9 protein-coding genes are annotated in these 13,558 nt (G+C 63.4%); 4 read left to right on the top strand and 5 right to left on the bottom strand.

What is annotated here, in order from left to right; all coding sequences use genetic code 11:
- Positions 1 to 256: 256 nt before the first annotated feature.
- Positions 257 to 2,575, bottom strand: a complete 2,319-nt coding sequence (locus F0Q04_RS18445) for a PKD domain-containing protein (RefSeq protein ID WP_116925935.1) — start codon at positions 2,573 to 2,575, stop codon at positions 257 to 259.
- A 652-nt stretch (positions 2,576 to 3,227) separates the two neighbouring features.
- Between F0Q04_RS18445 and F0Q04_RS18440 the strand changes: the two genes are divergently transcribed.
- Entirely contained in the window at positions 3,228 to 6,497 is a 3,270-nt protein-coding gene (locus F0Q04_RS18440; RefSeq protein ID WP_182342838.1) for a DUF11 domain-containing protein, read from the top strand.
- Positions 6,498 to 6,601: 104 nt separating this feature from the next.
- On the opposite strand, the gene F0Q04_RS18435 is transcribed toward F0Q04_RS18440, so the two are convergent.
- The 4 genes from F0Q04_RS18435 to F0Q04_RS18420 all read right to left on the bottom strand — a co-directional run bounded on the left by F0Q04_RS18435 (position 6,602) and on the right by F0Q04_RS18420 (position 9,846).
- Positions 6,602 to 7,048: a GatB/YqeY domain-containing protein gene (locus F0Q04_RS18435; protein ID WP_021027649.1), complete on the bottom strand. Its 447-nt coding sequence runs from the start codon at positions 7,046 to 7,048 to the stop codon at positions 6,602 to 6,604.
- Positions 7,049 to 7,199: 151 nt separating this feature from the next.
- Positions 7,200 to 7,412, bottom strand: a complete 213-nt coding sequence (gene rpsU / locus F0Q04_RS18430) for a 30S ribosomal protein S21 (protein ID WP_007833691.1) — start codon at positions 7,410 to 7,412, stop codon at positions 7,200 to 7,202.
- Between the two features lie 231 nt (positions 7,413 to 7,643).
- Positions 7,644 to 8,891: an NAD(P)/FAD-dependent oxidoreductase gene (locus F0Q04_RS18425; RefSeq protein WP_182342836.1), complete on the bottom strand. Its 1,248-nt coding sequence runs from the start codon at positions 8,889 to 8,891 to the stop codon at positions 7,644 to 7,646.
- A 76-nt stretch (positions 8,892 to 8,967) separates the two neighbouring features.
- Complete coding sequence (locus F0Q04_RS18420; protein ID WP_116925938.1) at positions 8,968 to 9,846, bottom strand: DUF3626 domain-containing protein; 879 nt, start codon at positions 9,844 to 9,846, stop codon at positions 8,968 to 8,970.
- Between the two features lie 156 nt (positions 9,847 to 10,002).
- On the opposite strand from F0Q04_RS18420, the gene tenA reads away from it, so the two are divergent.
- The 3 genes from tenA to F0Q04_RS18405 all read left to right on the top strand — a co-directional run bounded on the left by tenA (position 10,003) and on the right by F0Q04_RS18405 (position 13,547).
- Positions 10,003 to 10,668: a thiaminase II gene (tenA, locus tag F0Q04_RS18415; RefSeq protein ID WP_182342834.1), complete on the top strand. Its 666-nt coding sequence runs from the start codon at positions 10,003 to 10,005 to the stop codon at positions 10,666 to 10,668.
- 238 nt (positions 10,669 to 10,906) lie between these two features.
- On the top strand, positions 10,907 to 11,146 hold the full coding sequence (locus tag F0Q04_RS18410; RefSeq protein WP_116925940.1) for a hypothetical protein: 240 nt from the start codon (positions 10,907 to 10,909) through the stop codon (positions 11,144 to 11,146).
- A 733-nt stretch (positions 11,147 to 11,879) separates the two neighbouring features.
- Positions 11,880 to 13,547 carry an MdtA/MuxA family multidrug efflux RND transporter periplasmic adaptor subunit gene (locus tag F0Q04_RS18405; RefSeq protein WP_182342832.1) on the top strand — a complete coding sequence of 556 codons (1,668 nt, stop codon included), beginning with the start codon at positions 11,880 to 11,882 and terminating at the stop codon, positions 13,545 to 13,547.
- Positions 13,548 to 13,558 lie beyond the last annotated feature (11 nt).

The raw sequence follows: 13,558 nt of genomic DNA, 5'->3' as shown, positions 1-13,558 counted from the left end.
CGAAAGCGTCGGCAGGCTGGGGGCTGAGGGCGGCATTGGGCGTATCTCTTCGCAGTCGCAGCAGCAGCTGGAAAGCCCCGTAGATACAGGGGTGTATGCGGTGTGTAACACATCCGCGCTAGGACAGGTGCTGGGGGCTGTCCCGGTTGCGAAGACGCCAGGCAAAAAAAAGCCTTCTGCCGCGTGGCAGAAGGCAGGGGTGTTGGCGAGGCTAAGCGCGGATGTCACCGTGCCATGGATTTCCCGCCAGCAGACCTCAATTGGTTTTGAAGGTGCTGGTGTAGGTGAAGGCCTCACCGGTTTCCTTGATCGTGAAGCTGAACTTCAGATTCACCGTCTTGCCATTGGTATAGGCGCTGCGCAGCGCAAAGGATACTGGCTTGTCCGAAGTGACCACTTGGCCATCAGCCAGACCTTCAAAAGACGCTTTGACGCTGGAGCCCGAAGTGAGGTTGGTCGCTTTGAGGTCGGCAATCGTGTAGTTGGCGCCATTGACTTGGAGCTTGTATTGGGCAATCTTGTAGGTGTTCTCGCAAGCACCGACGCAAGCTACGCTAGCGCTGATCTCTGACGAGCCGGTGTATGGCCAGCTCAGCGCCTGGCCCGATGCGGCGGAGTCATCGTCACGCAACAGGCGAATACCGTCCTTGGGCATGACGGTTACCGTCACTTTGGCTGCGGCACTGTCCTTGCTGCCATCATTGACCACAAGCGTGATCACATAGCTGCCAGCCTTGTCGGCGACAAAGCTGGGGCTGATGGTGTCGGCAGACTTCAGTTGGGCCTCGCTGCCTGCCGGGGCAGCGCTCAGCGTCCACTTGTAGGTCAGGCGTTTACCGGCCGCAGCTTTGCCGCTGCCTTCCAAGGTCACCGTCCCGCCTTCGACTGCGCCGGTCACCGTGCCGATTTGGGCGGTAGGTGCAGCAGCCTCGCCGTTGCCAGGGTTGTTGCCTTCGTCGTCCACAGGGTAGAGGGGGCCGCCTTGTACCAGATTGCCTTGGGCGTCGGTGATGCGGATAGCGGTCAATTCGGGCGAGCTGTCGGGGAGGGAGCCACCGTCGCCCAAAATAGCGCGGGCAGCACCATAAAAACCCGCACCCAGGCGAATGCGCTGCTGGTCAGCAGTGACCGTCTTGGGTTCGCAGACAAAGCGCAGATCCAGCCAGTAAGACACGGTGCAGGTGTATCCGGCATCCTTGTCTTCGACTACGCCGCTGGCGGTTTTCTTCAGGTTGAGAATGCGATGCTTGACAGCGCCGGCATGCGGCACCAGCGCCCAAGTGCCGACGAGGCTGTCGATGCGGTCTTGGTCAATACCGAAGTAAAAACGCTTGAAATTGACAGGATCTTCCTTGGGGAATTGAATCAGGCCGGTCGCTGTGGTATTGAAGGTGATCTGCTCCGGTCCGACATACACATCTTCAACACCGTCTTGTGCAGGGCCTCCCAAGTAGCGACCGCCCTTGTACTTCATCACGGGGATGGCAGGCAAGGAGGGATTGACCGCGCTGGGGCTGTGGGTGGCCATGCCGATGTGGAAAGTGGCATTGCCCTTTTCGTCGTAGTTGTAGATGGGCATGAACAGCAGGTGCTTGCTGCCCACCGGCTTTTGCAGATCCAGCGAAATACCACGGCCCGCCTTGCCGGTGACTTCATTGCTGATGATCCAGGTTCCCGCTTCAGGCAGCGAATTGCGGCGGAAGTAGGCGCGCGTGACGACCTTGCTCTCTTCGATGGCGTACGCCGTTTGTTCCACCCGGGCGCCCATCACCTTGGTGTCGCTGCCATCCAGGGTCAAGGTGCCTTGCAGGTCGTCAATGCTGCGCTGCATGACCAGGCTGATGGGCTTGCGCACAGAACTGCCTGAGCTGGTGTCCACTTGCTCGCCGACGCAGCTGAATTCCATGTTGGAGCCCAGGTACTCGCATTCCATGAAGCCATGCTTGTTGGGCGTGGCCAAGTCCAGCGTATGCACCGTGAACTTGCTGCTGGATTTGTAGGGCCAGCCGGCAGCCATGTTCGGAACCATGGCCATCTGCGTGCCAATCGCGGTATCGGCAAAGAAGGTCGATGTGGGTTTGCCATCAGCATCCATCGCCACCATGGCCCAACGCTCGACAAAGGCTGGGTCGGACCATTGGTCTTCCGGCGTGCTTTCGTAGTTGAAGCGGTGCATCAACTTGGGCTCTTCGCCAGGGAGCTGGATCGTGGCGGTAGTACGGCTGGTGAATTCGATCTTCACATTGCCGGCATTTTCAGCTTCCACTCCATCACGGCGGCCGCTGCCAAAGTAAGGTCCATCCTTGTACTTTTTGAGGGGTGCGTCCACCTTGTTGTCAATCACTGCGCCTGTAGCCATATGGAAGGTGGCGCTGCCGTCCTTGTTGTAGTTGTACAGCTGCATCAGAAAGACGCCATCCTGGACATCAATGCCCATGCCGCGGCCAGGCTTGCCGCCCAATTCGTCGGCAATGATCCAGTTTCCGTTCTGTGGCGCAATGGTGTTGGCAGCCCAACCTGCGGAGACGGCGCAAGATATCAGCGCAGCTGTGATGCTTTTGGAGATCAGTCGCATGGGTGTATTCATAGGAAGTGAAACAAGGCAGTCGGCACCGACCGCATAGCTGTGTGTCATGGAAGCCTACAGCCAACCGAGCATTGTAAAAGCATGGCGGCAAAGCCAAGGATTTTGCAGGGAATCGTTACCAATTTCTGCATTTGAAGGTCAGTGCACACAGGGCCAGACGCTTGCTGGCTGGTTCGATGTCAGTTTCCTCGGGCCCTGCATCCATCCTGTGGGACCGAACGCCGCTTGCTAAAGGCTCTCACAGGCCAGGCGCCATGCGCATACACCGCAATCTTGCTGGTGTATTGAGTTGTGAAATAAAATGATACATAAATAACCTATTGAAATTTATTGATTTCAGTCAAGGTTGGGCCCAGGCCAAATTTCAGTCTTTGTTAACCAAAGTGAATACATGGAATCAAAGGCTTTATTTTGATAATTGATTAAGTTAATATATTTTTTTGAATTTCAACTGATGGACACAGGCCCTGATGCTGCACAGGCTTCAGGGTCTTGGCATTTCGGTGTCGGTGTTTTCAACTAGAACGGTCAAGGTGTGATGGGTTCAGTGAATAGGTGGGCGCAGGGTGCGCGGCGGATGCGTGGCTTGCTGGGGCTTTGCTTGGTGCTGGGGCAGGGCGTGGCACATGCGGCAGACAATGTGACCGCTGTCTGGGGCAGCTTCAACGGCAACCGCTGGACGGCCAGTACCAGCAACGCCGCCACGGCGCCTGCTGCCAATGGGAGCAACGATCTGCTGGCGTTCACAGCCGGAGGCGTGCGCTACTCGACCGGGGTCAATGATGCGGTGCTGACCGGGGCTTTTGAGCCGGCGGTCTTCCAGGGCTTTACGCCCAACGCCAGCTCGCTCCCGGCTACGGGCGGTCTCAATGCCATCGCGCAAAGCGCGAGCTACGATATCTCCAAGACCCGGGCCTCCTACCTGTCTGATGGCGTGCATGGGCTGGACCTCAGCACGGCCTTGTTCAATATCCCGGCGAGCTCGCTGCGCTTCAGTGCGAGCGTGGGCAATCCCGAGTCCACGACGGATGATGTGCCCGATGTGCTGGTGACCCAGGTCGGCCAGCCATCGAGCAAGACCGACACCTTTTATTTCATCGACGACACGGGCGCGGTCGTGGGGAACAGCGTCAGCATCGCGCTCAGCAGCGTGCCGGTCGTCGCCCGGCAGAACTGGCAGTTCTGGAACCCCAACCACACCAAGTCCTCGGTCGGTGATGGCAGCCGTGACCTGCGCATACGTGCTTACTATTTCGCCGACTTTGGCATCACGCCGCAGAACATGGGCCGGGTGGCTGGCTTTGTGCAGGCCTTGAGCGGCGACTCCGACATTGCCTTTGTTGCCTACAACCAGGAGGCCGTGAGCACCCCGGCGGCCTTGAGCGTGCAAAAGACCAATGCGGCCGCAGCCGTGACCGCAGGCGGCCGCACGGTCTACACCGTGACGATCAGCAATACCGGCGGCTCGCTGGCCAGCGATGTCTCCTGGCAGGATCTGCCCCAAGGCCTGCGCGTGCTGGGTATTGAGGCCGGTGCCGTGGGCGCGGGCAGCGATGCCGGTGTCTGCAATAGCAGTGGCTGCACGGGCCTGCGCCTGGCGCCGGGTGCATCGATCACGTACCGCGTGGAGGCGGAGGTGACCGGCTTGGTGGGTACGATGGCATCGAACACCGCCGTTGTGAACGGCGCCAACTGCAGCAACGGCAGTCCCGCCAGTTGCAGCAGCAGCGATGCGGATCTGATCGTGGCCGCCGACTCGGTCAGTGTGGTCAAGACCAATGGGGTGGACCGCCTGACCGTGGGCGCCGAGACCACCTACAGCGTGACCCTGAGCAACAGCGCAGCGACCGCGTTCGCGGGCCTGAGCTGGAGCGATGTGCCCAGCGGCCTGGCGGTCAGTGGTATCCGCGCGGGCAGCGTGGGGGCCGGTAGTGTGGCGGGAACCTGCAGCACCACGGGCTGCACCGGCATCACCTTGGCTGCGGGCCAATCCATCGTCTACATCGTCAGCGCAAAAGTGAATGCTACCGTAGCTGCAGGCGCCTCGGTCAGCAACAAGGCCGTGGTGCAGGGCGGCACCTGCACCAGCGAGCGGGTGAGCGGCTGCGCCAGCACCGATACTGACCAGGTGGTGGCGGCGGCCAATATGCAGATCAGCAAGAGCAATGGCGTGGATGTGCTGGCACAGGGTGCCAGCACGGTCTACCAGGTGGTTGTGCGCAACACCGGCGGCAGTGCAGCTGCGGGCCTGCGTTGGGCAGAGAGCCCGGTGGGCCTGGCTATTGAGCGCATCAGCGCCACGACGGTGGGCGCCAACAGCGAGGCCGGCCTATGCACCGTCAGTGGTTGCTCGGATATCGCCGTTGCGGCTGGCGAATCGATTGTCTATGCGGTGCAGGCAACCGTCACCGGCGAGGTGGGTGTGGACAGCGCTCGCAATGCGGTGACCTTGAGTGGCGCGACCTGCAGCGGCGGCAACAGCTGCAGCGCCGAGGACCGCGATGCCATCGTGCTGCCCGCCGCTGTCAGCATCCACAAGAGCAATGGTGTCGATACGCTGACCGAAGGCGCCAGCAGCAGCTATACCGTCACCATTACCAACAGCGGCGGCATGCCCGCTGCCGGCCTCGCCTGGCTGGACAGCCCCCAAGGCATGGAGATCGAGGCCATCACGCCGCTGGCGGCCGCAGCGCCCAGTGATGCCGGCAGCTGCAGCCTGCAGGCACCGATGGGCTGCAACGGCATCACGGTTGCCGCCAACGCCAGCGTCAGCTACCAGGTGCGGGCGCGGGTCACGGCGCTGGTGGAGGGCCGTGCCGATGCCACGGTCAGCAATACGGCCACGCTGACGGGGGCGAACTGCACGGCAGCATCCCCCTGCACAGTGACGGATACCGACTCTCTGCGCAGCCCCGTGCATCTGACGCTGAGCAAGACGGCCGCGGCAACGGTGGAAGCGGGCCAGGCGCTGGACTACCAGTTCCGCATTGGCAACAGCGGCCAGACGGCCGTTGCCGCCGGGCAAACGCTGGTGGTCGCTGAGGCCCTGCCCGATGGCATGCGCCTGACGGGTGCCTCGCCCGGTGCCGGTGTGACATCGGTGGTCTGTAGTGGCGAGCCGCTGGAGTGCGAGCTGGTGCTGGATGCCGCGCTGGAGCAAGGCGGCCATGTTGCCTTTGGCTTGCATGCCATCGCGCCAGCGCAGGCCGGCAGCATCACCAACCATGCTGCCATCGATCCGCTGGGGGGCAGCGAGCCGCCTGTGCCGGGCGCTGCCTGCCTGCCTGCCGACAGCTGTGCCCAGGCGCGCACTGATGTGCTGGCCCCCGCCCATATCACCGTGCTCAAAAGCAATGGCGTGAGCCAGGTGCTGGAAGGCAGCAGCACGCGCTATGTGGTGACGCTGAGCAATGAAGGCGGCATGCCCGTAGAGCTGCAATGGGACGATGTGCCCAGCGGCATGGTGGTGACCGAGATTGTTGCGACCGAGGTTGGGGGCCACAGCGCCGCAGGTGTCTGCAGCCCATCGGGTTGCACCGGCGTGACGCTGGCAGGCGGCGAAACCGTGCGCTATGCGGTACTGGCCCGGATCACGGCCACGGCACCTGCGCATGTTCGCAATCTGGCCCGGGTAAGCGATGCGGCCCAGTGCAGCAGCAGCGCGCCTTGCAGCAGTGAGGACGAGGATGAGGTCTACAGCAACACCATCGATGTGGACCCACCTGCGCCCGATCCCACACCTGACCCGACTCCAGACCCTGACCCCACTCCGGATCCAGACCCGACACCGTTGCCCGCGCCGGTGGCGGTACCCACGGTATCGCTGGCGGGGCAGCTGCTGATGTCGCTGCTGCTGGGCGGGGCCGCTGCGCTGGGCCTGCGCCGCATGCGCCAGCGCTGCCGCCACTGAGCGGCAAAGCGCCCACAAAAAAACCACTGCCGCTCGGTGCTGCAGTGGTTTTTTTGATGTTTGTCTTCCGGGCAGCCCCGTACCCGGGGCCTGCCTCCCGGCGATCAGGGGGCCAGTGCAGCCTTCACGGCGGCAGAGACCTGGCCCATGTCCGCCTTGCCCGCCAGCTGGGTCTTGACGGCGCCCATGACCTTGCCCATGTCGCCAGGGCCCGAGGCGCCCAGTTCCGCCACGATGGCCTGGACCGCAGCGGTCACTTCTTCGGCGGACATGCGCTCTGGCAGGTAGGCCTTGATGACCTCGATTTCCGACTTTTCCTTGTCGGCCAGGTCCTGGCGGCCGGCAGTTTCAAATGCGGCGATGCTGTCCTTGCGCTGCTTGATCATCTTGTCGACGATGGCGATCACCATCGCGTCATCGAGCTCGACGCGCTCATCGACTTCCTTCTGCTTCATCGCAGCTTGCAGCAAGCGGATGGTGCCCAGGCGTTCCGTGTCCTTGGCGCGCATCGCGTTCTTCATGTCTTCGGTGATTTGTGCTTTCAAGCTCATAACAGGCTCCTGTTGGCAGGCCGTCGACGCAAGCAGCGGTCTGCCTGAAAAATCTGGCGATGGCCAGAAAACAAAAAACCCGCGCCTGGCGTCCCGAGCGCGGGTGGTGTCACAGCCTGGGCAAATTGCGTCAGGCCTGTGAGAGCTGCGATCAGTACAGCTTCTTGGGCAGTTGCATGCTGCGAACGCGCTTGTAGTGGCGCTTGACGGCAGCAGCCTTCTTGCGCTTGCGCTCAGCAGTTGGCTTTTCGTAGAACTCGCGAGCGCGCAGGTCGGTCAGCAGGCCCAGTTTTTCGATGGTGCGCTTGAAGCGGCGCAGCGCAACGTCAAAGGGTTCGTTTTCTTTTACACGGATAGTCGTCATTAGCTAATGTTTCCATTGGTGCCAACAGCGGGTTTTGGGGAAGATCGCGCCCCAAAGCCTTGAATGGCGGTTTTGCCCTGTCATATTGACTAGTATTGGCAGACAGGGCTTTGCCAGCAAAGAGGGGAGATTATATCCGGCTTTTGATCCAAAAGCAAGAGGGTCGCGGTTTGCAAGCGGGGAGCCAGACCTGCGCTGTTGCTCTCCTGCATCTTGCCTTGCGTCCTGCTGTTATTGGCTTTCTGCCATGCCCGCTGCGCAGGCGGCCGCACTGGCCCAGGCCCATTGAAAGTTGTAGCCGCCCAGCCAGCCGGTGATATCCACCACCTCGCCAATGCAGTAGAGGCCCGGCACCTTCTTGGCCTCCATCGTTTGCTGCGACAGCTCGCGCGTGTCCACACCGCCCACGGTGACCTCAGCCTTTTTATAGCCTTCGGTGCCGGTGGGGGTCAGCTCCCAGCGCGTCAGGCGCTCGGCCAGGCGCAGCAGGGCCTTGTCACTCGCCTCGGCAATCGGGCGCTGCCATTCGGCATCCTGCGCCACCCAGGCATCGGCCAGGCGCGCGGGCACCAGGCTGGCCAGCGCATTGGCAATCAGCTTGCGCGAGCGCTGCTTGGCCTGCAGCAGCTGCTCGGCCACATCCACCTCAGGCACCAGGTTGATGTCGATGGGTGTGCCGGGCGTCCAGTAGCTCGAGATCTGCAGGATGGCCGGCCCCGACAGGCCCCGGTGCGTGAACAGCAGGTCTTCGTTGAATGTCATGCGGTTTTTCTTGCTGCCGGTGCCAATTACCACCGGCAAGGCCAGGCCCGCCAGCTGCGCATAGGGCGCCCAGGCACTGCCATCGAAGGTCATCGGCACAAGGCCTGGCACACGCGGCACCAGTGCCAGACCAAACTGCTGGGCCAGGCGGTAGCCCAGGTCGGTGGCACCAATCTTGGGGATGGACAGGCCGCCGGTGGCAACCACCAGGTGGCGGCAGTGCACCGTGCCCTGGGCGGTGCTGACCTGAAAGCGCTGGCCTTGGGCATCGGCATCCAGCGCCGCAACGGCGTTGACAGCGCAGGGCTGCCAGTGGGTCACCTCGCCCGCGCGGCACTCGGCCAGCAGCATCGCGATGATGTCTTCGGCCGAATGGTCCGCAAACAGCTGGCCCTTGTGCTTTTCGTGGTGGGCAATGCCGTGCTTGTCGACCAGCGCGACAAATTCGGCCGGCCCAAAGCGCGACAGTGCCGAGCGGCAGAACTGCGGGTTCTGGCCGACAAAGTGCCGGTGCGGCTGGCGCACATCCAGATCGCGGTTGGTGAAGTTGCTGCGCCCGCCGCCCGAGATGCGGATCTTCTCTGCGACCTTGGCCGCATGGTCAATCAGCAGTACCTTGAGCCCGCGCTGGCCCGCCTGCGCCGCACAAAACAGGCCGGCAGCGCCTGCGCCAATGATGACGGTATCGAACAGGTGGGAGGGAGCGGGAGAAGGCATGCGGATCCGGAAGATGGCTGGGCCTCTCAATTGAGTGCCTGCGCCGACAAAAGCAGCGATTATCGGTGATGCGGCTCTAACCCGACTGCCTGCCCAGGTGGGCTATGCAATGCCAGGCCTTTTTCAGCAGTGCTGCCGGGTAGCGATGGCAGGCCTGGGCCTGGCCCAGATCGGCTGGGGTGAGCCCACCTGGCGCATGCTGCAGCATATCGGCCAGCACCTCGGCCACCTCGGCGCCCCGGTACAGGCTGGCTTGCGCCAGTTGGTCAGCCAGCAGCCGGTAGCCGGCGTGAAAGCGCAAGGGCAGACCGGAAGTCTGCACGGCTTGCGCCAGCGGCGTATTGCGGTAGCAGGGGTCGAGCCAGATGGCCGCCACATCGCGCGCCAGCACCAGGCCGCCATGCAGCTGGGCCTCGACATAGTGGTCCAGCGGGTCGGCCAGTTGCAGGCATTGCAGCTGCTGCCAGTCCATCTGCTGCCACAGCCCGACATGGCGGGGCTGCCAGTAGCTGTCGGGGTCGCAAAAGCTGCTGCGCGCGGTGGCGGCGCGGTGCAGCTGCAGATACGCCGATCCAAAGCGGGGCGCGGCGCCATAACCCTGGTGGCTGGGGTGGCCCAAGGGCGCCAGATCGACGGCGCCGTACACCGGCCGCTCGGCGGGATCGGCGTGGTTGTAGGCGCCCGCAAACTGCTGGTCCTCCCACTGCCAGCGCTCGCCCTGGGGCTGGGGGCTGTAGCTGCCATTGCTGCGGCCGCTCTCAAACTGCGACAGGTAGCGGCCTTGCTGGCACAGCAGCGCCAGCAGCGGCTGGCCTTGCACGATCCAGTCGGCATGAAAGTGAACGTGAATCGAAGCGGGTGCAAGTGCGTGCTCGCGCACCGGGCCGCCACGGCGTTGCACGGCCTGCAGGGCTTGCTGCTGGGCGGCGGTCAACAAGGGCGTGGGGCTGGGCATGGGCAGGTTCGGTTGAAGGTCCAGGGACTGCAGTGGATGGATCGTAGCCGGTTCTGCGCTGCATGTATGCCCTGGCTGTTCTGGGGTTGGATACTGCCCAGCGGCCCGGCGCTGGCCGACAATCAGCGCTTATCCCCGATCTCTTGAGGAGTTTGCATGTCGTTTTGCCAGGCCTTGTGGCAAGCCAACCAGGCGCTGTACCAGCGCACCTTGAACCATCCCTTCAACCGCGAGCTGGCGGCAGGCAGCTTGTCGGTCGAGCGCTTTCGCCATTACATGATCCAGGATGCGCATTACCTGGTGGCCTATGGCCGTGCGCTGGCCGTCGCTGCCGCCAAGGCCGACCAGGCAGAAGGCGTGGTGCAGTTTGCCAATGCCGCCAATGAGGCGGTGGCCGAGGAGCGCAAGCTGCACGATGGCTTTATGCGCGACTTCGGCATTACGCCGCAGCACTTTGCCGCCACGCCACTGACGCCGGCCTGCCACCACTACACGAGCTTTTTGCTGGCCAACAGCTGGTCGCAGAGTTACCCGGTGGCGCTGGCCGGGCTCTTGCCCTGCTTTTGGATCTATGCCGAAGTGGGGCGCGACATCCATGCCCGCTCCCAGCCGGGAAACCCCTACCAGGCCTGGGTGGATACCTACGCCAGTGAGGAGTTTCATGCGGCGGTGCGCGGCGTCATCGCCACGATCGACCGTGTGGCCGAATCCGCTGACTCGGCCACGCGCACGCGCATGGCCGAGGCCTACCGCTACAGCGCTGAGCTCGAATGGATGTTCTGGGACAGCGCCTACCAATTGGGAAGCTGGCCGACACGCTAAGCTGCGCTGAAGCCTGGTGCGCTGCCGCACGCTGCGCCGGCTGTAAAGCCCGGGCAGCGCGGGCGTAAAGTTATGCAATGCTGCATCCGGTCGCGATAGGCTGGCGGTATTCGCCTACAGGCGCCTGCCAAAAACCGCCTTACGCTTCGTGGCATTCATTGATCAGATGCGCCAACGCGCAGACCCCGAGCGAGCCCGAGGCCTACACGCACGCATCGCAACCTTAGAAGGAGTTGCCATGTTGTCTACCAACGCTGCCCACACCCATACCGCCTACCACGCCCCCGTGTATGAACCCACGGTCGATGAGCTGGCCGTGCTGAAGAAGCTGGAGCTGGGCGAACCGATCTCGGTGGAGGATGCGCTGCATGCGCATGTCTCCAAGCGTTTGCTCGAGCGCGGCTTGGTCGAGCAGCGCGATGGCCATCTCACCATTACGGCGCAGGGCCTGCAGCTGATCAAGCGCGACGATGCCTGATCCCCACCCCACCTGCGCCGAGCAGCGACACCCCAGGCAGTCCAAGCAGGCTGCCTTTTTTTTCATCATGGCACTCTTTTTGTTTTATTTTCAACGATTTGGGTGGCTTATCTACAGCTGTGCACAGAGCTTTCCACAGCATTGTGCCCACGGACTGGGGACAACGCGGTGATGCGCTGAAATAGCGGCGTTCCAGTGCCAGAAGAGGCCAGGGCCAGTAGTGCAGGCGCGTTGAAACTGCGCGAATGACGCGCCCAGGCCCCATATGCCTCAATTTTGAGCATGGTTGGCATTTGGCTTAGAAATCAGCGGCTTGCCTTGCTTATCTACAAGCTTCTTCACAGCTTTCCACAGCATTGTGCCCGTGCATTGGGGACAACGCGCGACTGCCGCGCGACGCGCAGGCCTGGGGTGATCCGCAAGCTGGTGGGGCGCTGCGCGCATGTTGGCTGGCTTGCGCTTTGCTGCGCCAGGAATGGCGATGGGCGGCTGCAGGCAGCGAAGCAACCGCACCGCAAAAAACCTGCGCGTCCAACAGCCTTGCCAACGGCGTGCTGCCACGGAATCTCAGTAGACTCGGGGCTGGCGGCGGTGGCGTTTACTTATCTTCGCAGTCGGTACAGGGCAGGTGCAACATGGCTGCACTAGGATGCGGTCATTCTTTACATGCAGGTGCCGATGGTGGAGCTTTGCCCCAGGCCGCTGCTGTAACTCACCTCTACCGATTGCTGCCATGGACCATAACTCCAATAATTCCACCCGTCCCACCCCAACCCCCGGCGCGGCAGACGCCGGGCTGAAACCCGGTGCTGCAGCAGCACCCAAGCGCCGCAGCCGCTGGCTGGGCTCGACGATCGCCATCGTGCTGGTGGCGGGGCTGGCAGGTGGGGCCTGGTACCTGGTGCAAATCAAGAAGAACCCGAGCGGCATGACAGCGGGCGCGCCCGGCATGGGCGGCCCACCGGGCGCAGGCGGCCCTCCTGGCATGGGCCCTGGCGCGATGCGCGCGATGGCCGTCACCGTGGGCAGCGCGGCGGCCAAGCGCCAAACGCTGCCCGTCACCCTGACGGCGATGGGCACGGTGGTGCCCACCACCACGGTGACCCTGACCACCCAGGTCTCGGGCATTCTGCGCGATGTGCTGTTCACCGAAGGCCAGATGGTCAAGAAGGGCCAGAAGCTCGCCCAGATTGATCCGCGCCCATTTGAGCAAGCGCTGCAGCAGGCCAAGGGCCAGTTGGCACGCGACCAGGCGCAGCTCGATGCCGCGCGCGTGACGCTCAAGCGCTACCAGACCTTGTGGGACCAGGATTCGATTGCCCGCCAGGACCTGGACACGCAGGCCGCGCTGGCCAAGCAGCTCGAAGGCACGGTGCTCACCGACCAGGCCCAGGTGCAGACCGCCCAGCTCAATCTGGGTTATGCCAGCATTACCTCACCCATCGATGGCCGCATCGGTCTGCGCACGATGGATGCGGGAAACTACATCAGCGCGGGCGGCACCACCGGCATCGCCGTCATCACCAAGATTGCGCCGATCGATGTGAGCTTTACCGTGCCGCAAGACCATATCCCCGCGGTGCTGGGCGCGCAAAAGACCGATGCCCGGCTACCGGTGGCAGCGCTGGACCGCGCGGGCAACAAGACCTTGGCCCAGGGCGTATTCCTGACCTTGGACAACCTGGTCGATACCGCCACGGGCACCGTCAAGGCCAAGGCCCGGTTCGACAACAGCGACGGCTCGCTCTTTCCCAACCAGTTTGTCAACACCCGCCTGACCTTGAAGGACGAGAGCGCGCTGGTGGTGCCGGTCACCGCCATCCGCACCGGCGGCAATGGCGATTTTGTCTATGTGATCAATGCGGACCGCACCGTGACCCAGCGCACCGTCATCCGGGGCATGAGCACGGTCGAATGGGTGGCCATCAACTCCGGCCTCAAGGAAGGCGAGTTGGTAGTGACCGAGGGCGCCGACCGCTTGAAGGATGGCGCCGTGGTCGCCCTGCAAGGCGACACCCCCACGCAGGCCCATGGCGCCAGCAGTGGCCGGCGCGGCCCCCGTGAGGGCGGTGGGCGCGAGGGCGGCGGGCGCCGCGGCGCTAACGGTGGCCCCGCATCGGGCGCACCCGGTGCGGCAGGTAATGGTGTGGCTGCGGGCACTGGTGGCGGCGGCGCTGCCGTCGAGCCCAATGCCGGCCAGCCCAGCGCCGCAGCCCCTGCGGTGAACCCGGACCAGGCTGCCGGTGGCGCCAGTGGTTCAGGTGGCGCCAGCGGTTCAGGTGGATCAACCCCTTCCACGCCATCCGGCCAGACCGCACCGGCGATCAAACCGGAGGATGTGCCCAAGGGCATGGCGCCAGCGGCCACCACCGTGCAACCCGCCCAGCGCGCCAACCCATAAGGCGGGCTGAG

The organism is Comamonas koreensis (assembly GCF_014076495.1).
Taxonomy (GTDB): Bacteria; Pseudomonadota; Gammaproteobacteria; order Burkholderiales; family Burkholderiaceae_C; genus Comamonas; species Comamonas squillarum.
The sequence above is the reverse complement of the archived record's forward strand: the minus strand, read 5'-3'. Positions and strand labels throughout refer to the sequence as shown.